This window comes from Mycobacterium sp., assembly GCF_025933915.1.
GTDB lineage: Bacteria > Actinomycetota > Actinomycetes > Mycobacteriales > Mycobacteriaceae > Mycobacterium.
The window spans coordinates 14,014-38,521 of the sequence record NZ_JAICZA010000003.1 but is presented as its reverse complement, the minus strand read 5'-3'; the positions used below and the strand labels follow the sequence as shown (position 1 = coordinate 38,521).

Genomic DNA, 24,508 nt, shown 5'->3' with positions numbered 1-24,508 from the left:
GCGCGGCGTCACCGGTAGACTGGTGGGATGCTTGAGGCCACCGGGGCAGCCGACGTTCACCCACCGGTGTCCCAGCCTTCGGCGCCGCACCGGTTCCACCTTCATCTCGACATCGCCGTCGTCGTGGTGGTTCTCGTGCTGACCGACCTGGTCGCGCACTTCACCACCCCGTGGGCCAGCATCGCCACCGTCCCGGCGGCCGCCGTGGGGCTGGTCATCTTGATGCGGTGCCGCGGTTTGGGCTGGGCGGACCTCGGCCTGGGCCGCGAGCACTGGAAGCCCGGACTGGGCTATGCGCTGGTGGCCGTGGCCGTCGTGGCGGCGGTGATCGCGGTCGGTGTGCTGCTACCGGCGACCAGGCCGATGTTCATGAACAATCGCTACGCCACCATCTCGGGGGCGATGGTCGCCTCGATGGTCATCATCCCGCTGCAGACCGTCATCCCCGAGGAGCTGGCTTTTCGGGGGGTCCTGCATGGTGCGCTCAACCGGGCCTGGGGCTTCCGCGGGGTGGCGCTCGCGGGCTCGCTGCTGTTCGGTCTGTGGCACGTCGCCACGTCGTTCGGATTGACCAGCAGCAATGTGGGTTTCACCAGGCTGTTCGGCGGCGGAATCGTGGGAATGCTGACGGGGGTGACCGGTGCCGTGTTGGTGACGGGAGCAGCGGGCTTCGTCTTCAGCTGGCTGCGCCGGCGCAGCGGCAGCCTGATCGCGCCGATCGCACTGCACTGGTCACTGAATGGGCTCGGTGCGCTCGCGGCCGCGTTCGTGTGGCATCTGTCCACCTGACGGCAATCACACCAGCAGCACAGCCGCGCCCGCGATGCGACCGGCGCTCAGATCTGCCAACGCCCGATCTGCTTGTCCGAGAGGATATTCCGGCGTGGTTACCTGGATGTGATGCTCACCCGCGAAGTCGAGGAAGGCCCGCGCGTCGGCCCTGGTGTTGGAGGTGACCGATCGGACCTGGCGTTCCTGAAACAGGTGGCGCTGGTAGTTCAGCGTCGGGATGTCCGACAGGTGGATCCCGGCGATCGCCAGGGTGCCACCGCGATCCAGCGCCTCCAGCGCGGGCAGGACCAGATCGCCGACCGGAGCAAACAGGATCGCGGCGTCCAGGGGCACGGGCGGCGGTTCCGCCGCGCCTTGTGCGGATGCGGCGCCAAGTTCCAATGCCAGCTCGCGGGCCCGAGATCCGCGGGTCATCACGTGTACCTCGGCCCCTTGCGCCAGGGCGACCTGCGCGGTGATGTGCGCGCTGCCGCCGAAACCGTAGAGACCCAGCCGTCCACCAGGCGGCAGTTCGGCGCGAAGTAGCGAGCGGTAACCGATGATGCCCGCACACAATAACGGGGCGAGTTCGCTGTCGCTGTAACCACTGGGCAGGGGGTGCGCGAAAGCGGCTGGGACGGTGGCAAATTCGGCGTATCCGCCGTCGGTGTCCCAGCCCGTGTAGCGCGACTCCGGGCACAGGTTCTCGTTGCCTTGACGGCAGTATTTGCACGCGCCGCAGGTGTGTCGCAGCCAGGCGATGCCGACCCGGTCCCCCACCCGAAACTCGTCACCGGCCTCGGAACCTATTTCGATGACCTCGCCAACCACCTCGTGCCCGGGTGTGACCCGGTCGCGGTGGACGGGAAGGTCGCCTTCGGTGACGTGCAGGTCGGTGCGGCAAACCCCGCACGCGCGCACGGCCACCAGCAGTTCGGACGGCCCGGGCCGCGGCACCTCCGTGGTGACCTGCTCGAGCGGGCCGGTGTCCATCGGCCCGGGTCGACGCACGCGCCAGGCGCGCATTTCCGTGGTGGTCACCGGTGAAGCCATCACACCATCATGCCGCTGACCACCACGGCCGCAACGGGTTAAGTTGCTATGTTCTGCGCACCATGCCGACGATCCAGAGCAAGATCACCGAGCCGAGAAGCGCGGTGAAGAAGGTGAAGAAGTAGCCACCACTCGCGGTGTCGACGAAGAAGCTCAGGATGAAGCCGCCGACCAACGCGCCGACAATGCCGATCACGATGTCCATCAAGATGCCGGCTCCGCTACCGCGGATGATCTTGCTGGCAATCGCACCGGCGATGCCGCCGATGATGATGTAACCGATCCAGCCGACGCTGGTGAGTGTGCTTGATCGAGCGAGGTATTCGGTAGCTGCCATGATGTCCATCGCGGGTCTCCTTGCAATCGCTGGCAAAGCCCAGCGCTTTGCTGGGCCGTCACTTCGGTATACCCAGTTTGGGTCACGAAATCAGCGTCGAATTGGAGACGGTTGACCAATCGGTTTGGTGTAGCCCTCTGTGCGATATCGAGACAGTTAGGCCGAGAGGGTCTGCTGCGGCGCCGGTGTCGGGGCGGTGGGAGTGACCTCTAGGGCCGGCGCCTGGCCCGGAACCGGTGATGGTGCTCCCGGAGCCGCGGGCGCCGGCGCGCCTGGTGCCGGCGGGGCTCCCGGAGGCGGTGGCGGAGCTGTCGGCGGCGTCCAAGCCTGGATCGACTCGGTGAGCGCCTTGGCCGCGCCCCTGTCCACCGGGTTGTTGGAGGTTCCGAGCCACACCACGAACCAGCGTTGCGCGTTCCCGCCATTGGCCGAGCCGATGACGCCCGTCCAGATCTGGCCGTTCGGCTTGGAGGCATCGCTGAACTTGACTTCGTAGTACGACCCGCTTCCGGTGCTTCCATTGGCGCCGGTGAGCGGGGTGCTGTCCTGGTTGATGCGAGTACCGGGATAGGGCATGAAGAACTCGCCCATGTCTGAACCCAGCCGCACCGCGGCCTTGGCGTTGTCGGCTTCCGCGCTGGCGTAAAGCTTTTGGTCGAGGCGGCCCATCACGATGCGGGTGTCGTTTGCAACCAGCGGCGGCTGGTCGGGCATCGGTGGCGGACCCGTCACCTTGCTCAGCAGTGCCGAGCCGTAGTCCAGATGGGACGCGTCGGATTCCACCCAGCCGGCGGGCAGGACGTAGCTGAATCCGCCGACGGCGTTGTTGATCCGCCCGGCGTTCGGGTCAACCGGCGGCGGCGGGGGCGCGTTCGGGTCGACGGGCGGCGGTGGAGGCGCATTGGGGTCAACCGGTGGCGGCGCCCCGTTCGGCGCGAGGGGTGCTGGCGGGGCCGCGTTGGGATCCACCGGTGCCGGTTGCCCATTCGGCGCCGGTGCCGCGGGCGGGGCCGTGGCCGTGCTCGGCGGGACGGGGGTCGGGACCTCGGGATCGGCAGTCGAGGTCGCCGGCATCGCGATGGCGAGTGCGCTGGCACCGCTCACCGTGGTGATCGCCAGCGTCGTCCACAGTCCTTTGCGACGGGTCGAGGTCGGTTCCACCTGCTCCATGGCGACGAACCTACCGTGTTACCGCTGTGACGCAAGGAGCTTTGCGGACTAATGCAGCGCAGATGTGCCGATGTTGCCAATGTGCAACCTGCCGGGTGCCCCCGCGTCGCCCGGACACTCCGCCGGCGGCGCTCAGTGCGCGGCCGGATACAGCGCCACCTCATGGGCTTTCACGGAGAACCACACCCGGTCCCCCGGCGCCAACCGCAACTCCGAAGCGGCGTCGGCGGTGATCTCCGCGGCGAGCCCGGGGGCCCCATCGGGTTGCTGAGCGCCACGCACCAACACCGCGGACCCGCGGATGTCCATCTCGGCCACGGTGACCTCAACGGCGTTGCGGGGGCTGCCGTGTGGCTGATCGCGATAGACGGCCACCACCGTCGGCGGGAAAACCGCGATCGCATGCTGCTCGGGCGAAACCAGGTCGCCTCGTTCTCGTGGGGCCGCATACCAGCGGTCGCCGGAGCGCGCGACCAGCGAGCCGTCGCGGTCGACCGTTCCATTGACCAAATTGACACCCGCGATGCGGGCCGCGAAATGGCTGCGGGGCGCGGTGAGCACATCGGGCACCGGGCCGATTTCGGCGACCGTCCCGGACTCGAGTACCAGCACCCGATCGGCCAACGTAAGCACGTCGAGCAGGTCGTGGGTGACGAGGATCGCCGCGCAGCCGATGCGGGTGACGACCTTGCGCAGCACCGCGCGGATCGCTGCCGCCGCGGCGACGTCAAGGCCGGCCAGGGGCTCATCGAGCAACAGCACGTCGGGTTCGGCTGCCAGCGCCCGCGCGATCGCGACCCGCTGAGCTTGCCCGCCGGAGAGCTGCCGCGGCTTTCGGTCGGCAAAGCGCTCGGCGTCCACCTCCCGCAACCAGCCCAAAGCCGTCGCCTTCTGCGCCGCGCGCGCCGAGCGCAGCCACGCGCGACGACTGTGCGGTCCAAAAGCGACGTTGGCGGCAACACTCATGTGCGGGAACAACAATGCGTCTTGCAGCAGCAGCCCGACCCGGCGGTCGTGGGTGGGGACGTTTATCCCGGCCGTGGTGTCCGTCAAGACCCGGTCCCCCAGCCGCACCACCCCGTGGTCGGGTCGAAGGAGACCCGCGATGACATGCAGGACAGTCGATTTGCCCGCGCCATTGGGACCCAACACCGCGAGCACCTCCCCCACGGCCACGGAGAACTCCACATCCAGATGGCGCTCGGAGACGACCGCGCGCAACTGCAATTCGCTCATGGTCCGGCCCTACCTGACGTCGGTCCCGGTCAGCCGGCGCGTGCCGAGCCCCAGCACCACCATGGCCGCTACCACCACCAGCAGGATGGACAACGCCACGGCCGCGTCGGCGTCTGTCACCCGCTGCAAATAGATCTCCAGCGGCAGCGTGCGGGTGACCCCCTGCCGCGAGCCGGCGAAGGTCAAAGTTGCGCCGAATTCGCCCAGCGAGCGGGCGAACGCCAGCACCGCGCCCGAAACGAGGCCGGGCACCAGCAGCGGCAGCGTGACGCGCCACCAGACCGCGCTGGGGCGCGCCCCCAGCGTCGCGGCCACCACCTCGAAATCGGCTCCCGCAGTACGCGCGGCACCTTCGAGGGAAATCACCAGGAACGGCAGCGAGACGAAGGTCTGCGCCAGCACCACGGCGGTGGTGCTGAAGGCGATGCTGATACCGGCAGCCTCCAGGTATTGGCCGAGCAATCCGAGCCGCCCGAACGCGTACAACAACGCGATCCCGCCCACGACCGGCGGCAGCACCAACGGCAACAGGATCAACGGCCGCAGCAACCACACGAGCCGTGCCGTGCTGCGGGCCAGCACCAGCCCCATCGGCACGCCGAGCGCCACGCACAGCATCGTGCTGGCGGTGGCGGTCTGAAGGCTGAGCACCAGCGCCGCCCTCGACGAGGAGCTCGTGATCAGCGACCAGAAATGCGGCCAATCGACCTTGACCGCGATGGCCAGCAAGGGAAGCACCACGAAGGTCGTCCCGACGGCCGCGGGGAGATACACCCACCGCGGCAGATCCGTAGGCCGGTGCACGGTCGGGGTCAGGGTTTGGCGAAGCCGGCCTGGGCCAGGATCTGCTGCCCAGTCGGGGAGGTCACGAGGTCGACGAATTTCCGCGCCCGGGTGGGCAGCGGCGCCTTCTTCAGCACGGCGATGGGATAGACGTTCACCACGCCGGCGGCCTCCGGGAAGGTCACGGTCGCGACCCTGGTTCCGGCGGTTTGGGCGTCGGTGACGTAGACCAGCGCGGCGTCGGCCTGGCCGCTGGTCACCTTGTTGAGCGCGTCCGTCACGCTGAGTTCCTCGCTGACCGGGTTGAGACGCACACCGATGCTGTCCTCGACACGACGCGTGGCCACACCGCACGGCACCGGCTGCTGACAGATCACCACGTTGAGCCCGGGCCGGGCCAGGTCGGCGAAGGAACCGACCTTTTTCGGATTGCCCGGTGCGGTGACGATGACCAACGTGTTCGACGCGAAGTTCGTCGGGTCGCCGGTCAGCAGACCCGCCTTGCTGACCGTGTCCATCTGCGCGGTGTCGGCCGACGCGAAGACGTCGGCCGTCGCGCCCTGCGTCAACTGGGTCGCCAGCTCGGACGAGCCCGCGAACTGGAATTCGACTCCGACGCCCGGGTTTTCGGCCTCGAATTGCTGGCTGATCTGGGTGAACGCCGGTTTGAGCGACGCGGCGGCAAAGACCATGACTTTCCCGGATGCCTGGGAGGACTGCGCGGGCGGCGCTTTGGAACCACACCCGACCAGGCCCGCTACCAGCATCGTCGAAACCAAACCGGCCAGGATCCCGATCCGATGCATGGATGAACCATAACCCGCCGATGATGCGGCCCGCGTGGCGGCGAATCGCCGCAAGAAAGTGACGCACCAATAGTTATCCAAATGATCCGCGCGTCGCGGCGCAAAAATTTCCGCAGGTAGCTACTGTCCAGTAACATGTACGGGGATGGACGCCATAACGCGCTGAAATCCCAGGCAGAGGAGGTCATGGCAGTGGAGGTACTGGTTACCGGCGGAGACACGGAGCTGGGTCGCACGGTGGCCGAGGGCTTCCGCGATGACGGCCACAACGTGACCCTCGTGGGTGCGCGCAAGAGCGATCTGGAGATCGCCGCCAAGGAACTGGAGGTCGAGGGGATCGTCTGCGACACCACCGACCCGGCCAGCCTCGAAGATGCCCGCCCGCTGTTCCCCCATCACCTGGACACCATCGTCAACGTGCCGGCACCCACCTGGGAGGCCGGTGATCCGCGCACCTACTCGATCGCCGATACGGCCAACGCCTGGCGCAATGCCCTTGACGCGACGGTGCTTTCGGCGGTGCTGACGGTCCAAACCGTGGGTGATCACCTGCGCTCGGGCGGATCCATCATCAGCGTGGTACCCGAAAATCCGCCGGCGGGCAGCGCCGACGCCGCAATCAAAGCGGCGCTGACCAATTGGACCGCCGGACAGGCAGGCGTTTTCGGCACGCGCGGAATCACCGTCAACGCCGTCGCGAGTGGGCGCAGCGCTCAGGCCGGCTACGACGGCCTCTCACGCACGCCCGCGCCGGTGGCCGCGGAGGTCGCCCGCTTGGCACTGTTCTTGACCACGTCGGCGGCGCGCCACATCACCGGTCAGACCTTGCACGTGAGCCATGGTGCGCTCGCTCAGTTCGCCTGAGGCGTAACGCGCGCCCTTCGCAAACCCTTCTCCCATGCCCGGCCGATCGCTACGGTGATCACCGTGGCTATTCGACTTGGTCTGCAGATTCCCAACTTTTCTTACGGTACCGGCGTGGACGAACTCTTCCCCACCGTCATCGCTCAAGCCCGCGAGGCCGAATCCGCTGGATTCGACTCGGTTTTCGTGATGGACCATTTCTACCAACTGCCGATGTTGGGATCGCCCGATCAACCCATGCTGGAGGCCTATACCGCCCTGGGGGCGCTGGCCACCGCCACCGAACGGGTACAGCTCGGCACCCTGGTGACCGGCAATACGTATCGAAACCCCACGCTGCTGGCGAAAATCATCACCACGCTGGACGTGGTGAGCCAGGGCCGCGCGATTCTGGGGATCGGTACGGGCTGGTTCCAGCTTGAGCATGACCAGTTGGGTTTTGAATTCGGGACGTTCACCGACAGGTTCAACCGGCTCGACGAGGCGCTGGAGATCATCCTGCCGATGATCAAGGGCGAGCAGGCAAGCTTCTCGGGCAAGTGGTACCGCTCCAGCGAGGCGTTCGCCAATCCTCGCTTCCGAGACCACATTCCGCTGATGATCGGCGGCAGCGGCGAAAAGAAGACAATCCCGCTCGCCGCACGGCATTTCGACCACCTCAACGTGATCGCGGGCTTCGACGAACTGCCCGGCAAGTTGGAGGTGGTGCGCCGCTCTTGCGAGGAGGTGGGCCGTGACCCCGCCAGCCTGGAAACCAGCACGCTGACCACTGTGCTGATCGACGAAAACGCGAACCTCGACCAGATTCCCGCCGAGATGAAACAGCGGATGGTGGTCGGCACCCCGGACTCGGTCGCCGATCAGATCAAGACCAAGGTGGTCGACGCGGGAATCGACGGCGTGATCATCAACCTGCCGTTCTACACGCCGGGCGTCGTCCAGGCGGCCGGTGAAGCGCTGCGCCCGCTCGTCGGACTGTAAAGCCTTCGCTCGCGTGCGGTCGCGGATTCGTCGGGCCGCGGTAATACTTCTGTGTACCAGCGTTTACCTGCGCCACGACCGCGCAGCGCAGAAGAAAAGGTCCGGGAAGTCCATGAAGAATCGAGCGTGGGCGGCGATCGCTGTTGGCGTGGCGTTCGCCCCGGCCCCCGTCGCGCATGCCGACAACAATTGGATCGCGATGGCGATATCGGACTCCACCGGGCACATCAGCATCACCGACGGCGCAGCCAACCAGGGCGCGGCCGAGAAGGCGGTCATGGATACGTGCCGCAAGAGCATCAGCGACTGTCGTCTGCTGGCCAGCGGCCAGGGTGGCTGCATAGCCCTCGTCTTGAACGCCGCCAAATCCAGATACTTCGGAGGCTGGGGCCCGACACGCGAAGAAGCGGAGGCGGCGGCGCTGGCGCGCGCACCCGGCGGAATGATCCAGGAAGGCCACGACCACTGCGCGGGAGAAGGTTCTCCCCAATGACGGCCCCAATAACAACGGCGTGATTCGCGGGTCTGATAGCTACGCCACAGCGCCCGTCGACGACCAGGCGTGATACTGGCGGTGTGGTTGATTACACATGTTGTGAGTTAGGTTTCGGGGTATCCGCCTGACTAGCGTGGTTGGTAAGCGCAGTCGCGTGCCCAAAAGCGCCCGTCAGGAGCAGCGGAAACATGAGCCCCCAGCCAGGAACGACAGCTGGACCGGAGCGTCGCCATCGAGTCGTCATCATCGGCTCAGGCTTCGGCGGGCTCAACGCCGCAAAGAAACTCAAGCACGCCAACGTTGATATCAAACTGATCGCCCGCACCACGCACCACCTCTTCCAGCCGTTGCTCTACCAAGTGGCGACGGGCATCGTGTCCGAAGGCGACATCGCCCCGCCCACCCGGGTCGTCTTGCGCCGGCAGCGCAACGTCCAGGTATTGCTCGGTGACGTCACGCACATCGACTTGGCCGGCAAGTTCGTCGTATCGGATCTGCTCGGCCACACCTACGAAACCCCTTACGACAGCTTGATTGTCGCCGCCGGGGCCGGGCAGTCGTATTTCGGGAACGACCATTTCGCCGAGTTCGCCCCGGGCATGAAGTCGATCGACGACGCCCTCGAGGTGCGCGGGCGCATCCTGAGCGCGTTCGAACAGGCCGAGCGGTCTCGTGATCCGGAACGACGGGCCAAGCTGCTCACGTTCACCGTGATCGGGGCCGGCCCCACGGGTGTCGAAATGGCCGGGCAGATCGCGGAATTGGCGACCTACACGCTGAAAGGCTCCTTCCGCCACATCGACTCCACCAAGGCGCGCGTGATCCTGCTCGACGCCGCCCCCGCCGTGCTGCCGCCCTTCGGCGACAAGCTGGGTCGGCGGGCCGCCGATCGGCTGGAAAAAATGGGCGTGGAGATTCAGCTGGGCGCCATGGTCATCGACGTCGACCGCAACGGCATCACCGTCAAGGACTCCGACGGCACCGTCCGGCGCATCGAATCCGCTTGCAAGGTATGGTCCGCCGGCGTGGCAGCCAGCCCGCTGGGCCGCGACCTCGCCGACCAATCGACGGTGGAACTCGACCGGGCCGGGCGGGTCAAGGTGCTGCCTGACCTGTCCATCCCCGGCCATCCCGACGTGTTCGTCGTCGGCGACCTCGCCGCCGTCGAAGGCGTACCCGGCGTAGCCCAGGGTGCGATCCAGGGCGCCAAGTACGTCGCCAACACGATCAAGGCCGAACTCGACGGAGCCGATCCGGCCGAGCGGGAACCGTTCCAGTACTTCGACAAAGGCTCCATGGCCACGGTGTCGCGATTTTCCGCGGTGGCCAAGATCGGTCCGGCCGAATTCAGCGGCCTGTTCGCCTGGTTCGCGTGGCTGGTCCTGCACCTGGTCTACCTGGTCGGGTTCAAGACCAAGGTCAGCACGCTGCTGTCATGGACGGTGACGTTCCTGAGTACCCGACGGGGCCAACTCACCATCACCGAGCAGCAGGCGTTCGCCCGAACCCGGCTCGAACAGCTGGCGGTACTCGCTGCGGAGACCAAGCGCCCCGCAGCAAGTGCCGCCAGACGGGCCAGCTAGCCGGGGCCGGCCGGTTTGCGAATCCTGTTCCCGGACTGGGGTATTCGATGATCGGGGCACGTGAATCGTGCGCCCTTTGATCAGTCGTCGCGGAGTTCGAGATTCTGCAGCCGCACCTGGCCCCGGGCGACCACGCGATCGTCGTCGTCGGTGATGGTGACCAACCACAATTGCTGGCGCCGGCCGCGGTGTATCGGTGCGACGGTGCCGTACACCATGCCCGAACCGATGGAACGCAGAAAATCGGTGTTGTTGTTGACTCCCACGACATTCCCGCCACCCCGGCTGGCCAGCCAGGTGTAGGCGGCCACGCTGGCCATGCTTTCGATCATCGAGCAGTAAACGCCGCCGTGCACGAGACCCATCGGCTGCAACAGTTTGGGGGTCACCTCGAGTTGGGCGCGGGCACCGTCGGGGCTGAGTTCGGTGAACTGCAAGCCGATCTCGCGGTCGAATGGCGCGGAGAAATGGGGCGGAATGATCGTTTCCTGCGGCTCTGGCACGTCCCTGTGTTTACACCATCGCTTGCGGGAAGGCTCTCGCGGCAGAACAACCGGCCCGGAGAACGTCCCCCAAAAACGGCTGAGCCCCGTGCACAAGGCACGGGGCTCGCCGATCGAGTAAGACCGGGGGTCACTGCAGCCCTCAGGACTCTCACACGGTCCGTTATCGCTCGACTCGATTAGCATAGGGAAGGCTGCCCTAACTTTGCAAGGGGTATCGTTCAACTTGTCCGCGGCGGCGACGCGTACGCCGGCCAACCCAGCGATTTGTCAGCTTTCCGTACGACCGCCGGTAGTAAGCGGGAGTAGTCTGGATTCGACGCTCAGGAGATGAACGAATATGGCCAAACTGACACGGCTGGGGGACCTCGAACGGGCCGTCATGGACCATCTGTGGTCCACGGCCGAGCCGCAGACCGTTCGCCAGGTCCATGAGGCGTTGTCGGCTCAGCGCGACCTCGCCTACACCACGATCATGACCGTGCTGCAGCGGTTGGCCAAGAAGAACCTGGTCTCCCAGATCCGCGACGACCGGGCACACCGGTACGCCCCCGTGCACGGCCGCGACGAGCTGGTCGCCGGCCTGATGGTGGACGCGCTATCCCAGGCCGAGGATTCCGGTGGCCGACAGGCCGCCCTGGTGCACTTCGTCGAGCGCGTCGGCGCCGACGAGGCAGAGGCGCTTCGGCGCGCACTGGCCGAGTTGGAAGCCAATCAACGCAATAACTCACCATCTGCTGGCGCTGGCCCGGAGGGCTGAGGGACACTAGCGGTGTGTCCGCGCTGGCTTTCACCATTCTCGCGGTGCTGCTGACCGGCCCGGTGCCGGCCATGTTGGCACGCGCGCGCTGGCCGCTGCGCGCCCCCCGCGCCGCGATGGTGCTGTGGCAAGCCGTCGCGCTGGCCGCGGTCCTGTCGGCATTCAGCGCCGGCATCGCGATCGCCACCCGGCTGCTCATGCCCGGTCCCGACGGACGGCCCACGGCCAGCATCGTCGGCGCCGCCGGCCGGCTCGGGTGGCCGCTATGGACGGCATACATCGGCGTCTTCGCGCTGACGGTGCTCGTCGGCGCCCGATTGATGGTCGCCATCGCCCAGGTCGCGGTCGCGAATCGGAGGCGCCGTGCCCATCACCGCATGGTCGTCGACCTGGTCGGGGTCGGCCACGACTCGGCGCTCTCCCAGACGTGCACCCGAACGCGCGATCTTCGCGTGTTGGATGTCCCGCAACCGCTGGCCTACTGCCTGCCGGGGGTGCGCAGCCGGGTGGTGGTCAGCGAAGGAGCGCTCAGCGCGCTCGCCGACGCCGAAGTCGCGGCCATCCTCACCCACGAGCGGGCTCACCTCCGGGCCCGTCACGACCTGGTGCTGGAGGCCTTCACCGCCGTGCACGCGGCCTTCCCGCGGCTGGTCCGCAGCGCCAACGCGCTGGGCGCCGTCCAGCTTCTGGTCGAACTGCTCGCCGACGACGCGGCGGTGCGCGCCGCCGGCCGCGGTCCCCTGGCCCGGGCGCTGGTCGCCTGCGCGTCGGGGCGGGCGCCGTCCGGCGCGCTCGCGGCGGGCGGTCCCAGCACGGTGCTGCGTGTGCGCCGGCTGGGCGGGCGTGGCAACAGCGCCGTGTTGTCGGCGGCCGCGTACCTTGCCGCGGCGGCGGTATTCGTGGTGCCCACCGTCGCGCTCGCCGTGCCGTGGCTCACCGAGCTGGAACGCCTGTTCAACCTCTGAGGCCGCCGACGGCCGATCACCCCGGACACATGTCCATGCGCTGTGCCACAGTGTCACGAAAGCTTTTGCCGAGAAGTTCTCCCGATTGAGAGGCGAAGACATGAGTTCGTCGGACACCCAGGCGGGTTCCAAAACCGGCACCGCGCAGATCGGCGTCACGGGCCTGGCCGTGATGGGGTCGAACATCGCCCGCAATTTCGCCCGCCACGGTTACACCGTGGCGCTGCACAATCGGTCGATCGCCAAAACCGATGCGCTGCTCAAAGAACACGGCGACGACGGCAAGTTCGTGCGTTCGGAGACCATCGCGGAATTCCTCGACGCGCTGGAAAAGCCGCGCCGGGTGCTGATCATGGTCAAGGCAGGCGACCCGACGGACGCCGTGATCAACGAACTCGCCGACGCCATGGAGGAAGGCGACATCATCATCGACGGCGGCAACGCCCTCTACACCGACACCATCCGCCGGGAAAGGGCGATGCGCGAGCGCGGCCTGCACTTCGTCGGCGCCGGCATCTCCGGCGGTGAGGAGGGCGCGCTCAACGGCCCGTCGATCATGCCCGGCGGCCCGGCCGAGTCGTACAAGTCGCTGGGCCCCCTTCTCGAGGAGATCTCCGCGCACGTGGACGAGGTGCCGTGCTGCACCCACATCGGTCCCGACGGCGCCGGGCACTTCGTCAAGATGGTGCACAACGGCATCGAATACTCCGACATGCAGCTGATCGGCGAGGCCTATCAACTGCTGCGCGACGGGCTCGGCAAGACCGCCGGTGAGATCGCCGACGTGTTCGACGAGTGGAACACGGGCGACCTGGACAGCTTCCTCGTCGAAATCACCGCGCAGGTCTTGCGCCAGACCGACGCCAAGACGGGGAAGCCGCTCGTCGACCTGATCCTCGACGAAGCCGAACAAAAGGGCACCGGCCGCTGGACGGTCAAGTCGGCCCTGGACCTCGGCGTACCGGTCACCGGCATCGCCGAGGCGGTGTTCGCGCGCGCATTGTCGGGGTCTGTGACCCAGCGCAGGGCCACCACCGGGCTGGCCTCGGGTGAGCTGGGTGAAAAGGCCACCGATGCAAGGCAGTTCACCGAGGACATCCGGCAGGCGCTCTATGCGTCCAAGATCATCGCGTACGCGCAGGGCTTCAACCAGATTCAGGCCGGCAGCGCCGAATACGATTGGGGCGTCTCCCCCGGCGACCTGGCCACCATCTGGCGTGGCGGCTGCATCATCCGGGCGAAGTTCCTCAACCGGATCAAGGACGCCTTCGACGAAGACCCGGACCTGCCGACACTGATCGTCGCGCCCTACTTCCGCAGCGCCATCGAGGCCGCCGTCGACGGTTGGCGCCGTGTCGTGGTGACCGCCACCCAGCTGGGCATTCCGATCCCCGGCTTCTCCTCGGCGCTGTCCTACTACGACGCGCTGCGCACCGAGCGGTTGCCCGCGGCGCTGACCCAGGGGTTGCGGGACTTCTTCGGCGCGCACACCTACGGCCGCATCGATGACGACCCCGACAAGCGCTTCCACACGTTGTGGAGCGGCGATCGCACCGAAGTGCCGGCGTAGCCCGGCCACACTGGAGGGCGTAAGGGGGCTTGAGTTGCGATGAGGTTTCTCGACGGGCACCGACCCGGATATGACCTGACCTACAACGACGTCTTCATCATGCCGAACCGCTCGGAGGTGCCGTCGCGGTTTGACGTGGACCTGTCCACCGGCGACGGCTCGGGCACCACGATTCCGGTCGTCGTCGCCAACATGACCGCGGTGGCCGGGAAGCGGATGGCTGAGACGGTGGCGCGCCGGGGTGGCCTCGTCATCCTGCCGCAGGATCTGCCGATCACCGCGGTCGAGCAGACGGTGCAGTTCGTCAAGGGCCGTGACCTGGTTCTCGACACCCCGGTGGTCCTCGGGCCCGACGACTCGGTGTCCGACGCGACGGCGCTGATCCACAAGCGGGCGCACGGTATCGCCGTCGTGGCCTTCGAGGGCCGTCCCCTTGGTTTGGTGAGCGAATCGTCGTGCCTCGGAGTGGACCGCTTCACCCGGGTGCGCGACGTCGCGATGACCGACTTCGTCACCGCCCCTGTGGGTACCGAGCCGCGCAAGATCTTCGATCTGCTCGAGCAGTCCGCGATCGGTGTCGCGGTCGTGACGAACGCCGATGGCACGCTGGCCGGGGTGCTGACCCGCACCGGCGCCATCCGCGCGGGTCTGTACACCCCGGCCGTCGACGCGCGCGGCCGGCTGCGGGTGGGCGCGGCCGTCGGCATCAACGGCGACGCGGGAGCCAAGGCGCGCTCGCTGGTCGAGGCCGGCATCGATCTCCTGGTCATCGACACCGCCCACGGACATCAGGTCAAAACGCTGGAGGCGATCCGGACGATCGCGTCGCTCGATCACGGTGTGCCGCTGGCGGCGGGCAATGTGGTCTCGGCGGAGGGCACCCGTGATCTGCTCGACGCCGGGGCGACCATCGTCAAGGTCGGGGTCGGCCCGGGCGCGATGTGCACCACCCGGATGATGACCGGAGTCGGGCGCCCACAATTCTCGGCCGTCGTCGAATGCGCCTCGGCTGCACGAGAATTGGGTGGACATGTGTGGGCCGACGGCGGCATCCGGCATCCGCGCGATGTGGCGCTGGCGCTGGCCGCCGGAGCATCCAACGTGATGATCGGGTCGTGGTTCGCCGGCACCTACGAGTCGCCCGGCGACCTCATGCGCGACCGCGAGGACCAGCCGTACAAGGAGAGCTATGGCATGGCGTCCAAACGAGCCGTGGCCGCCCGCGGCGGCGCCGAGACCGCGTTCGACCGAGCCCGCAAAGCGCTGTTCGAGGAAGGCATTTCGACATCACGGATGGGGCTGGACCCGGCCCGCGGCGGTGTGGAGGATCTGCTCGATCACATCACCTCGGGGGTGCGCAGCACCTGCACCTACGTCGGCGCCGCCAGCCTTGCGGAACTGTACGAACGGGTGGTGGTCGGGGTGCAGTCGACCGCGGGCTTCGCCGAGGGGCATCCGCTACCCCTGGGGTGGTGACACGCGCAGGGAGCTGGTCGCCGCCGGGATGGCGCCCGATGACAGCGGTTACGCGTCCGTGGTCGGGGCTTTTAGCGCGTAGAGCGCCATGCGCCGGTTCGTCGCGTCGTGCTCGCCGAGGAACGCGCATCCGCTGTACTCGCACACCCTGCGCGCGGTGGCGTTGCGGTGATCGGGGTCGAACATGATCCGGCGACAACGCGGTTCCAACGAAAAGACGCTGGCCACGATGCGGGGCAACAGCATCGGCCCCAAGCCGCGGTTCACCAGTTTCAGATCGGCGATGGCGGCGTGCAGCCCCAGATCGTAAGGCTCGGCGTCATAATGTCGCGAGATCAGGTCTTTTGCACCCCAATAGAGTTCGAGATAAGCACAATCTTCGCCGCGCACGCTTCCGATCAACGGCAGGGAGTAGGTGCCCTCGAGTTGGGCGTCCAAGTGCTGCCGCCACCGCGGCGTCGGCCAGTCGTACTCCCACGCCTCGGCCAGATGCGGACGGTTCATCCACTCGGCCACCATGTCCGCGTCGGCGAGCCGCGCGACGCGCAGCCCGAAGGGCCGATCCAGGGAGGGCACGGGTGGCCGGGGAATCTGCGCGACCGCGTCGGCGATATCGAAGCGTTGGCGCGGCAGGATCTGAACGGACGACGTTTCCGTTGGGGCGTCGGGCATAGTGCGCAGAGCGTACCTGAGTAAGGGTAGGCATACCGAAGTTGCCCCGGGTCTCCGGTGTGATCCGGCGGCGGCACCGGGATGACCCCGAATGACCGGCGCGGCACGGCCTTCACCCGGGCTAGCATAAGGCAGCAAAGACGGAAGCAACCGCGTCCGCTCGGTTACCAGGCAGCGAAAGGATCGACGTGCCGCAGGCACCCGTGCAGGCCATCGGCTTGCCGGCGCACGGGCCGTCGAACGAGCCGCCCGATGCGGAGCCTCCTCCGGCGCCTGTCTCGGTCCCCGGGCCACCACCCTCGACCAGCGGGCGGCGTAGTTCATGAACGTCACCGTCGCCGTGATCAGCGTTGTGGCGATCACGGTGCTGATCTTCGGCAACGCAGTGTTCGTCGCCGCCGAATTCTCGCTGACCACCCTGGACCGCAGCGCCGTGGAGGCAAACGCCCGCGGCGGTGGCCGCCGCGACCGCTGGATCCGTCGCGCGCACCACCGGCTGTCGTTTCAATTGTCGGGCGCCCAGCTCGGGATCTCCGTCACCACGCTGGCGGCCGGCTACCTGACCGATCCAATGGTGGCGGACTTGCCGCACCCGTGGCTGGACACGATCGACATCCCCGACAAGGTTGGCGACGCGATCATGACCGTCCTCGTGCTGGTGATCGTGACGTCGGTGTCGATGGTGTTTGGCGAGCTCGTCCCCAAGTACCTGGCGGTGGCGCGACCCCTCTCGACCGCCCGCGCCGTCGTGGGTGCTCAGCTGTTGTTCTCGCTGCTGCTGACCCCGGCGATCAGATTGACCAACGGCGCGGCGAACTGGATCGTGCGCCGGCTGGGCATCGAGCCGGCCGAGGAGCTGCGGTCCGCGCGGTCACCGCAAGAGTTGTTGTCACTGGTGCGCTCGTCCGCGCGCAGCGGTGCACTGGACGCCGCGACAGCGGGCCTGGTGCGGCGATCGCTGAAGTTCGGAACCCTAAGCGCCGAGGAGTTGATGACGCCGCGGTCCAAGATCCTGGCGCTGCAGACCGACGACACGGTCGCCGACCTGGTGGCCGCGGCCGCCGAGTCCGGGTTTTCCCGTTTCCCCATCGTCGAGGGCGACCTCGACGAGACCGTCGGCATCGTGCACGTCAAGCAGGTGTTCGCGATCCCGCGGGCCGACCGCGCGCGCACGCTGCTGACCACGGTGGCCCAACCCGTTGCGGTGGTGCCGTCAACGCTGGACGGTGATGCGGTGATGGCCGAGATCCGGGCCAACAGCCTGCAAACCGCACTGGTCGTCGACGAATACGGCGGCACCGCGGGCATGGTGACCCTCGAGGACTTGATCGAAGAGATCGTGGGCGATGTCCGCGATGAGCACGACGACGCCACCCCGGATGTGGTGCCCGCCGGCAACGGCTGGCGGGTGTCGGGCCTGTTACGCATCGACGAGGTGGCCACCGCCACCGGCTTTCGCGCACCCGAAGGTCCCTACGAGACGATCGGCGGCCTGGTGCTGCGCGAGATCGGTCACATCCCGGCCGCCGGCGAAACGGTGCCGCTGCCCGGCTTGGACGCGGATGGGCTGCTGGACGCGGTGACGCGCTGGCAGGCGCGGGTCATCCGGATGGACGGCCGCCGGATCGACCTGCTCGAATTGACTGAACTCAGTGGTCACGACGAAATCCCCGCGGCGGGGGGACACCGATGAACGACACCATGGGCCTGCTGCTGGCGTGCCTGCTGATCGTGGTGAACGCGTTCTTCGTCGGGGCGGAGTTTGCGCTCATCTCGGCGCGGCGCGACCGCCTCGAAGCGCTGGCCGAACAGGGCAAAGCGGCCGCCGTCACGGTGATCCGCGCCGGTGAGCAGCTGCCGTCCATGCTGGCCGGCGCGCAGTTGGGCGTCACGGCGGCCTCGCTGCTGCTCGGCCGGATCGGCGAGGCCGCCGTCTCCGACCTGCTGCAAACGGCGCTCGGGCTGACCGCGATTCACCCGGCGCTGCTGCACACGTTGTCGTTCGCGATCGCGCTGGCAATCGTGGTGACGCTGCACGTGCTGTTGGGCGAGATGGTGCCCAAGAACATCGCGCTGGCCGGTCCGGAGCGCACGGCGATGCTGCTCGTCCCGCCCTATCTGGCCTACGTGCGCGCGGCCCGGCCGTTCATCGTGTTCTACGACAAGTGCGCCAGCCTGGTGGTGCGCGCGCTCGGCGTCGAGCGCAAGGAGGAACTGGAGATGACCGTCTCTCCCGTCGAGCTGAGCGAGATGATCGCCGAATCCGCGTCGGAAGGGTTGCTGGACCAGGAGGAAGGCACCCGGCTGGCTCGGGCGCTGCAAATCCGCCACCGGGTGGTCGGCGATGTGGCGGTGCCTCTCGCCGGGGTGCACGCGGTGCCGGTGGTCGCGGCGGGCAAGGGCCCGACGGTGGGAGCGGTCGAGGACGCCTTGGCCCAGAGCGGTTACTCCCGCTTCCCCGTGGCAAACGTCGACGGCAGTTTCATCGGCTATCTGCACATCAAGGACGTGCTGACACTCGGCGGTGATCCACAGACGGTGATCGATCTGGCGAAGGTGCGGCCCCTGCCGGGGCTGCCGCGGTCGCTACCGCTGGCCGACGCCTTGTCGCGGCTGCGTCGCAGCAATAGCCATCTGGCATTGGTGATCGACGAAAGCGGCGCCGTGGTGGCGATGGTGGCGATGGAAGACCTGGTCGAAGACTTCGTCGGGACGATGCGCGAGGCGTAGCGATACTGGGCGGCGGGCAGGGCTGCGCGCAGCCCGTATGATCCTTCACGGCTTCCAGTTAAGAAAGTGCTGGAGGGCGCTAGGGGCTCGCGAGGGCACCGCGCCGCCTGCGCGCGAAACGTGCGTTGCTGGAAATCAATCCCGGTGTTCGCCGCAGCGTCGTTCGTGGGCCTGTCAGCGTGGCCTGACCTGCTGTGGCGGGTTCGGGCGGATAATGCTCGCCAGGCTGCGCTCGGTAGGCTGATGACAGTGCCAACCTGGGCCTTTCCGGCCCATGGACGGCCCGATGGTGGTCCAGGGCGGCCCATGACGGAGGAGAATCATGACTGATCGCGTGTCGGCGGGGAACTTGCGCGTCGCCCGAGTGCTGTACGACTTCGTAAACGAAGAGGCCTTGCCCGGCACCGATATCGACCCGGACAGCTTCTGGGCGGGTGTCGACAAAGTCGTCACCGACCTCACCCCCAAGAACCAGGATCTGCTGCGCCGGCGTGACGAGCTGCAGGCCCAGATCGACAAGTGGCACCGGCAGCGCGTCATCGAGCCGCTCGATATCGAGGCGTACCGCGAGTTCCTCACCGAAATCGGTTACCTGCTGCCCGAACCCGCGGACTTCACGATCACCACCTCCGGTGTTGACGACGAGATCACCACCACCGCGGGCCCCCAGCTGGTGGTGCCGGTGCTCAACGCCCGGTTCGCGCTGAACGCCGCCAACGCCCGGTGGGGTTCGCTCTACGACGCCCTGTACGGAACCGACGTCATTCCCGAGAGCGATGGCGCCGAAAAGGGGTCGAGCTACAACAAGGTTCGTGGCGACAAGGTGATCGCCTACGCGCGCGAATTCCTGGACCAGGCGGCGCCGCTGGAATCCGGGTCATGGGCCGACGCGACCGGCCTGTCCGTCGAGGACGGCCAGTTGAAGGTCGCGACCGCCGACGGCTCCGTCGGCCTGGCCGGCCCGGAGAAGTTCGCCGGCTACACCGGCGAGCTCGGCTCCCCCAACTGGTCGGTGTTGCTGGTCAACCACGGCCTGCACATCGAGATCCTCATCGACCCGGACTCGCCGATCGGCAAGACCGACGCCGCGAGCATCAAGGACGTGATCCTGGAATCGGCGATCACCACGATCATGGACTTCGAGGACTCGGTGGCGGCCGTCGACGCCGACGACAAGGTGCTCGGCTACCGCAACTGGCTCGGCCTGAACAAGGGCGACCTGTCCGAAGATGTCGACAAAGGCGGCAAGACCTTCACTCGAGTGCTCAACCAGGACCGCACCTACTCCACGCCCGACGGCGAGGGTGAGCTGACCCTGCCGGGCCGCAGCCTGCTGTTCGTCCGCAATGTCGGACATCTGATGACCAACGACGCCATCGTGTGGGGCGACGGCGACGAAGAAAAAGAGGTGTTCGAGGGCATCATGGATGCGCTGTTCACCGGCCTGACCGCGATCCATGGGCTCAAGACGAACGACGCGAACGGACCGCTGGCCAACAGCCGCACCGGGTCCATCTACATCGTCAAGCCCAAGATGCACGGGCCCGACGAGGTCGCGTTCACCTGCGAGCTGTTCAGCCGGGTCGAAGACGTCCTCGGTGTGCCGCAGGGCACCCTCAAGGTCGGCATCATGGACGAGGAACGGCGCACCACCGTCAACCTCAAGGCCTGCATCAAGGCCGCGGCCGACCGGGTGGTGTTCATCAACACCGGCTTCCTGGACCGCACCGGCGACGAGATCCACACCTCGATGGAGGCCGGTCCGATGATCCGCAAGGGTGCGATGAAGGGCACCACGTGGATTAAGGCCTACGAGGACGCCAATGTCGACATCGGCCTGGCCGCCGGCTTCAAGGGCAAGGCGCAGATCGGTAAGGGCATGTGGGCGATGACCGAATTGATGGCCGACATGGTCGAGCAGAAGATCGGACAGCCGAAGGCCGGCGCGACGACCGCGTGGGTGCCGTCGCCGACGGCGGCCACCCTGCACGCCATGCACTACCACTACGTCGACGTGGGCGCCGTGCAGGAGGAGCTGGCGGGCAAGAAACGCACCAACATCGACGAGTTGCTGACCATCCCGTTGGCCAAGGAACTGGCCTGGGCTCCCGAGGAGATCCGCGAGGAGGTCGACAACAACTGCCAGTCCATCCTCGGTTACGTGGTGCGCTGGGTCGCGCAGGGCGTCGGCTGCTCGAAGGTGCCCGACATTCACGACGTGGCGCTCATGGAAGACCGTGCGACGCTGCGGATCTCGAGCCAGCTGCTGGCTAACTGGCTGCGCCACGGCGTGATCACCGAGGAGGACGTGCGGGCCAGCCTGGAGCGGATGGCGCCGCTGGTGGACGCGCAGAACGCCAAGGATGCGGCGTATTTGCCGATGGCGCCCAACTTCGACGACAGCCTGGCCTTCCTGGCGGCGCAGGACCTGATCCTGACCGGGACGCAGCAGCCCAACGGCTACACCGAGCCGATCCTGCATCGCCGTCGGCGCGAGGCCAAGGCGCGCGCCGCGCAGTCGAATTGAGCCTGCGCTCAAATCGGGTTCGCACGTGTAATAGTGCCGCGGATGACTAAGATCGGCGGCGAGTTCATTCGGATGGATCGACGGAAAGGCCGCGGGCACTGCTATGGGTAGGCACAGTGCGCCCGACCCTGATGACTCGCGCGAGGAGCCACCTCGCGACGACGTGGTCGACGAGCCGTCCCGAGGTGACGATGACCATGCGGACCAGGAGTACTACGCGGACGAACGTGACTATTCCGATGACGAGCCCTATGCCGACGACGGGCCCTACGCGGCGGGCGACGCGTTCACGGACAGCACGGCCGACGAGTATCCGGAGTTTCCGCCGCGGCAGGGCGGCCCGTCGAGCTCGGAGCCCCCGGCCTCATCGCCGTCGCTGTTCCGGGGTGGTCATCGCGGGCTAGCCGATTGGCGCGGCGGTCATCGCAGCGAGGGCGGTCGCCGGGGTGTCAGCATCGGCGTGATCGTGGCGCTGGTCGCCGTCGTCGTCGTGGTGGGTTCGGTGATCCTGTGGAGCTTCTTCGGCGACGCGCTGTCCAAGCGCTCACACAAGGCGGCCGGCCGCTGCGTGGGCGGCCAAGAGACCGTCGCCGTCGTCGCCGACCCGTCGATCGCCGATTCCGTTCAGGAATTCGCGGAAAGCTACAACAAAAGGGCCGGGCCGATCGGCGATCGCTGCATGGTAGTCAGCGTCAAGCCCGCCGGCTCGGACGCCGTGCTCAACGGTTTCATCGGCAAGTGGCCCGCCGACCTGGGTGGCCAACCGGCGCTATGGATCCCGGGCAGCTCGATTTCCGCCGCACGCCTGGCGGGCGCCACGGCACAGAAAACAATCAGCGAGAGTCATTCGTTGGTCAGCTCACCGGTGGTGCTTGGTGCGCGCCCCGAACTGGTACCGGCCCTTTCCAAGCAGAATTGGGCGGCACTGCCGGGGCTGCAAACCAACCCGAATGCGTTGGCCGGCTTAAATTTACCCGCGTGGGGGTCGCTGCGTTTGGCGCTGCCGATGAATGGCAACGGGGACGCATCGTTTCTCGCCGGCGAGGCGGTCGCGGCCGCGTCGGTACCCCCCGGGGCCCCGGTGGCGCAGGGCACTGGCGCGGTGCACACCCTGTTGAGCGCGCAACCCAAACTGGCCGACAACTCGCTGACCGAGGCGATGAACACGCTGCTGAAGCCCGGTGACCCGGCGACCGCACCGGTACACGCGGTGATCACCACCGAACAGCAGCTGTTCGCCCGCGGCCAATCGCTGCCGAACGCCAAGAGCGCCTTGGCTTCCTGGCTTCCGCCGGGGCCTGCGGCGGTGGCCGACTACCCCACCGTGCTGCTCAGCGGGTCGTGGCTGACCCGGGAACAGGCCACGGCGGCCAGCGAGTTCTCCCGTTTCATGCGCAAGCCCGACCAGCTGGCCAAGCTGGCGAAGGTGGGCTTCCGGGTCACCGGGGTCACAACACCCAGCAGCCCGGTGACGACGTTCCCGGCGCTCCCGTCCACGCTGTCGGTGGGCGACGACCCGATGCGCGCCACACTTGCCGAGGCCATGGCCGCCCCGTCGGGCGGGCAGGCCACGACCATCATGCTTGACCAGTCGATGCCCGGCCAGGAAGGCGCGAAGTCCCGTCTGGCGAACGTGATTGGTGCGCTTCAGGACAGGATCAAAGCGCTACCCCCCACCGCTGTCGTGGGCCTGTGGACCTTCGACGGTCACGAGGGCCGCTCCGAGGTGGCAAGCGGGCCGCTGGCGGACCCTGTCGGCGCCCCCAGTGGCCAGCCGCGCTCGGCGGCACTGTCGGCTGCGCTGGACAAGCAGTACTCGTCGGGCGGTGGTGCCGTGTCGTTCACCACGCTGCGAATGATCTACCAAGACATGCAGGCCAACTATCGCGCGGGCCAAACCAATTCGCTCCTGGTGATCACCACCGGACCGCACACCGACCAAAGCTTGGACGGACCGGGGCTACAGGATTTCATCCGCAAGAGCGCCGACCCGGCCAAGCCGATCGCGGTGAACGTCATCAATTTCGGTGCCGATCCGGACCGACCGACGTGGGAAGCGATCGCGCAGCTCAGTGGCGGCAGCTATAAGAACCTTGCGACGTCCGCATCCCCCGATCTCGCGACGGCGCTCAACGCCTTCTTGAGCTAACGGGCCGGCCGGCCAGCGATCGGTGGCTCGGCGCCTGCAGCTACAGCGGAGAAATTTCGCATGCGTCTATCAAAAGGCGATCGGCTGTGCCAGACTGGCTGATAGAAGTCGCCATCATTTCTATCAATGCTTGGGCTTGGGAAGATGTCCGCTAGCCCACCCAGGAAGGCGCGCCATGGCCCAACCCTTGCCCTCGGATCCGGAGGACGCATCGGTCCGCCCCGATCGGCGCGCCCAGCGGGCGTACACGGATTCGGCCGACACATCGTTTCTGGCCGAGGAGATCTCGCCCTGGTTGTCCCCCGCTTACGGCGCGGCGAATGTCGTGATGCAGCTGGCCAATCCGGGTGTGGCCTATGGCGTGATGGAAAGCAAGGTCGACAGCGGCAACCTGTACAAGCATCCCTTCAAACGGGCCCGCACCACCTTCACCTACATCGCGGTGACCATCGCCGGCAACGCGCAGGATCGCCGGGTGTATCGGGATGCGGTCAACGCCGCACACGTGCAGGTGCGCTCCGGCCCACAAAGCCCGGTGCGCTACAACGCATTCGACCCCGCGTTACAACTCTGGGTTGCCTCCTGCATGGCCGCGGTCTTCGAGGACACCCGCAAGCTGCGGGGCGGCCGATCCCGACACGACCCCGAAACCGTGCACCGGGCCGCGTCGGTGTTCGCCACCACGTTGCAGGTACCGCCCGAAATGTGGCCCGCCGACCGGGCAGCCGCTGACCGGTACTGGCAGGAGCAACTCGATCGACTCGACTTCGACGAGCGCATGCGCAGCTATCTGATCGGAATCGCGCGGCTGACGTTTCTGCCCGCCCCCATTTCGGCACTGTTCGGCGGATGGAATCTTTTCATGACGCTGGGGTACCTGCCGCCGCAGCTGCGCGAAAAACTCGGGTTCCGCTGGTCGGGCGCGCAGCAACGCCGATTCGACCGCTGGCAGCGTGTTTTCGGGGTGTTAGACCTGTTCACGCCGCGGTTCTTGACACGCCTGGGTGTGCAGGCGGTGGTGTGGGACATGCGTTTGCGCCACCGAATCGGGGCAACCGTCGTGTGACGACGCGCCG

Annotated in this window: 22 protein-coding genes; 14 read left to right on the top strand and 8 right to left on the bottom strand. The window is 67.3% G+C overall.

The window, feature by feature from the left end:
- The first annotated feature begins 27 nt into the window (after positions 1 to 27).
- Positions 28 to 789, top strand: coding sequence for a CPBP family intramembrane glutamic endopeptidase (locus tag Q0W90_RS00805; protein WP_297772675.1), 762 nt, complete (start codon positions 28 to 30; stop codon positions 787 to 789).
- 6 nt (positions 790 to 795) lie between these two features.
- On the opposite strand, the gene Q0W90_RS00800 is transcribed toward Q0W90_RS00805, so the two are convergent.
- From Q0W90_RS00800 to modA, 6 genes are all read right to left on the bottom strand, one after another.
- A complete protein-coding gene (locus Q0W90_RS00800) occupies positions 796 to 1,824 on the bottom strand; it encodes a zinc-binding alcohol dehydrogenase family protein (protein ID WP_297594430.1) in 1,029 nt (342 codons plus the stop codon).
- Between the two features lie 46 nt (positions 1,825 to 1,870).
- A complete protein-coding gene (locus Q0W90_RS00795; RefSeq protein ID WP_297594428.1) occupies positions 1,871 to 2,170 on the bottom strand; it encodes a GlsB/YeaQ/YmgE family stress response membrane protein in 300 nt (99 codons plus the stop codon).
- Positions 2,171 to 2,317: 147 nt separating this feature from the next.
- Positions 2,318 to 3,331, bottom strand: coding sequence for an alanine and proline-rich secreted protein Apa (locus Q0W90_RS00790; protein WP_297594426.1), 1,014 nt, complete (start codon positions 3,329 to 3,331; stop codon positions 2,318 to 2,320).
- A 132-nt stretch (positions 3,332 to 3,463) separates the two neighbouring features.
- On the bottom strand, positions 3,464 to 4,567 hold the full coding sequence (locus tag Q0W90_RS00785) for a sulfate/molybdate ABC transporter ATP-binding protein (protein ID WP_297772670.1): 1,104 nt from the start codon (positions 4,565 to 4,567) through the stop codon (positions 3,464 to 3,466).
- A gap of 9 nt (positions 4,568 to 4,576) precedes the next feature.
- The gene (locus tag Q0W90_RS00780; protein ID WP_297594422.1) at positions 4,577 to 5,371 is read right to left on the bottom strand and encodes an ABC transporter permease; all 795 of its coding nucleotides are present in this window, start codon (positions 5,369 to 5,371) and stop codon (positions 4,577 to 4,579) included.
- An 8-nt stretch (positions 5,372 to 5,379) separates the two neighbouring features.
- Positions 5,380 to 6,156, bottom strand: coding sequence for a molybdate ABC transporter substrate-binding protein (gene modA / locus Q0W90_RS00775; RefSeq protein WP_297594419.1), 777 nt, complete (start codon positions 6,154 to 6,156; stop codon positions 5,380 to 5,382).
- Between the two features lie 186 nt (positions 6,157 to 6,342).
- Here modA and Q0W90_RS00770 point away from each other — a divergent pair, with 186 nt between their 5' ends.
- The 4 genes from Q0W90_RS00770 (at position 6,343) to Q0W90_RS00755 (ending at position 10,080) form a co-directional block, all read left to right on the top strand.
- Entirely contained in the window at positions 6,343 to 7,020 is a 678-nt protein-coding gene (locus Q0W90_RS00770; protein WP_297772666.1) for an SDR family oxidoreductase, read from the top strand.
- 57 nt (positions 7,021 to 7,077) lie between these two features.
- A complete protein-coding gene (locus Q0W90_RS00765) occupies positions 7,078 to 8,001 on the top strand; it encodes an LLM class F420-dependent oxidoreductase (protein ID WP_297772712.1) in 924 nt (307 codons plus the stop codon).
- A 112-nt stretch (positions 8,002 to 8,113) separates the two neighbouring features.
- Positions 8,114 to 8,494, top strand: coding sequence for a DUF4189 domain-containing protein (locus tag Q0W90_RS00760; RefSeq protein ID WP_297594415.1), 381 nt, complete (start codon positions 8,114 to 8,116; stop codon positions 8,492 to 8,494).
- 191 nt (positions 8,495 to 8,685) lie between these two features.
- Positions 8,686 to 10,080, top strand: coding sequence for an NAD(P)/FAD-dependent oxidoreductase (locus tag Q0W90_RS00755; protein WP_297594413.1), 1,395 nt, complete (start codon positions 8,686 to 8,688; stop codon positions 10,078 to 10,080).
- Positions 10,081 to 10,160: 80 nt separating this feature from the next.
- Here Q0W90_RS00755 and Q0W90_RS00750 read toward each other — a convergent pair whose 3' ends face one another.
- The gene (locus Q0W90_RS00750) at positions 10,161 to 10,583 is read right to left on the bottom strand and encodes a PaaI family thioesterase (RefSeq protein ID WP_297594411.1); all 423 of its coding nucleotides are present in this window, start codon (positions 10,581 to 10,583) and stop codon (positions 10,161 to 10,163) included.
- A gap of 340 nt (positions 10,584 to 10,923) precedes the next feature.
- Here Q0W90_RS00750 and Q0W90_RS00745 point away from each other — a divergent pair, with 340 nt between their 5' ends.
- The 4 genes from Q0W90_RS00745 to Q0W90_RS00730 all read left to right on the top strand — a co-directional run bounded on the left by Q0W90_RS00745 (position 10,924) and on the right by Q0W90_RS00730 (position 15,354).
- Positions 10,924 to 11,343, top strand: a complete 420-nt coding sequence (locus tag Q0W90_RS00745) for a BlaI/MecI/CopY family transcriptional regulator (protein ID WP_297594409.1) — start codon at positions 10,924 to 10,926, stop codon at positions 11,341 to 11,343.
- A gap of 14 nt (positions 11,344 to 11,357) precedes the next feature.
- Positions 11,358 to 12,308 (top strand): M56 family metallopeptidase, encoded by a 951-nt coding sequence (locus Q0W90_RS00740; protein ID WP_297594407.1) that lies wholly within the window; start codon positions 11,358 to 11,360, stop codon positions 12,306 to 12,308.
- Positions 12,309 to 12,408: 100 nt separating this feature from the next.
- The gene (gene gndA / locus Q0W90_RS00735) at positions 12,409 to 13,878 is read left to right on the top strand and encodes an NADP-dependent phosphogluconate dehydrogenase (RefSeq protein WP_297594405.1); all 1,470 of its coding nucleotides are present in this window, start codon (positions 12,409 to 12,411) and stop codon (positions 13,876 to 13,878) included.
- Between the two features lie 39 nt (positions 13,879 to 13,917).
- A complete protein-coding gene (locus tag Q0W90_RS00730; RefSeq protein WP_297772659.1) occupies positions 13,918 to 15,354 on the top strand; it encodes a GuaB1 family IMP dehydrogenase-related protein in 1,437 nt (478 codons plus the stop codon).
- A gap of 48 nt (positions 15,355 to 15,402) precedes the next feature.
- Here the strand turns inward: Q0W90_RS00730 and Q0W90_RS00725 are convergent, their stop codons facing one another.
- Entirely contained in the window at positions 15,403 to 16,026 is a 624-nt protein-coding gene (locus Q0W90_RS00725) for a GNAT family N-acetyltransferase (RefSeq protein ID WP_297594401.1), read from the bottom strand.
- 322 nt (positions 16,027 to 16,348) lie between these two features.
- Here Q0W90_RS00725 and Q0W90_RS00720 point away from each other — a divergent pair, with 322 nt between their 5' ends.
- The 5 genes from Q0W90_RS00720 (at position 16,349) to Q0W90_RS00700 (ending at position 24,498) form a co-directional block, all read left to right on the top strand.
- Positions 16,349 to 17,719: a hemolysin family protein gene (locus tag Q0W90_RS00720; RefSeq protein ID WP_297699711.1), complete on the top strand. Its 1,371-nt coding sequence runs from the start codon at positions 16,349 to 16,351 to the stop codon at positions 17,717 to 17,719.
- Entirely contained in the window at positions 17,716 to 18,756 is a 1,041-nt protein-coding gene (locus Q0W90_RS00715; protein WP_297594397.1) for a hemolysin family protein, read from the top strand. Before Q0W90_RS00720 ends, Q0W90_RS00715 begins: the two co-directional genes overlap by 4 nt.
- Before the next feature lie 322 nt (positions 18,757 to 19,078).
- Positions 19,079 to 21,283 (top strand): malate synthase G, encoded by a 2,205-nt coding sequence (locus Q0W90_RS00710; protein WP_297594395.1) that lies wholly within the window; start codon positions 19,079 to 19,081, stop codon positions 21,281 to 21,283.
- A 103-nt stretch (positions 21,284 to 21,386) separates the two neighbouring features.
- The gene (locus Q0W90_RS00705; RefSeq protein WP_297772654.1) at positions 21,387 to 23,432 is read left to right on the top strand and encodes a substrate-binding domain-containing protein; all 2,046 of its coding nucleotides are present in this window, start codon (positions 21,387 to 21,389) and stop codon (positions 23,430 to 23,432) included.
- A 175-nt stretch (positions 23,433 to 23,607) separates the two neighbouring features.
- The gene (locus tag Q0W90_RS00700) at positions 23,608 to 24,498 is read left to right on the top strand and encodes an oxygenase MpaB family protein (RefSeq protein ID WP_297772651.1); all 891 of its coding nucleotides are present in this window, start codon (positions 23,608 to 23,610) and stop codon (positions 24,496 to 24,498) included.
- Positions 24,499 to 24,508 lie beyond the last annotated feature (10 nt).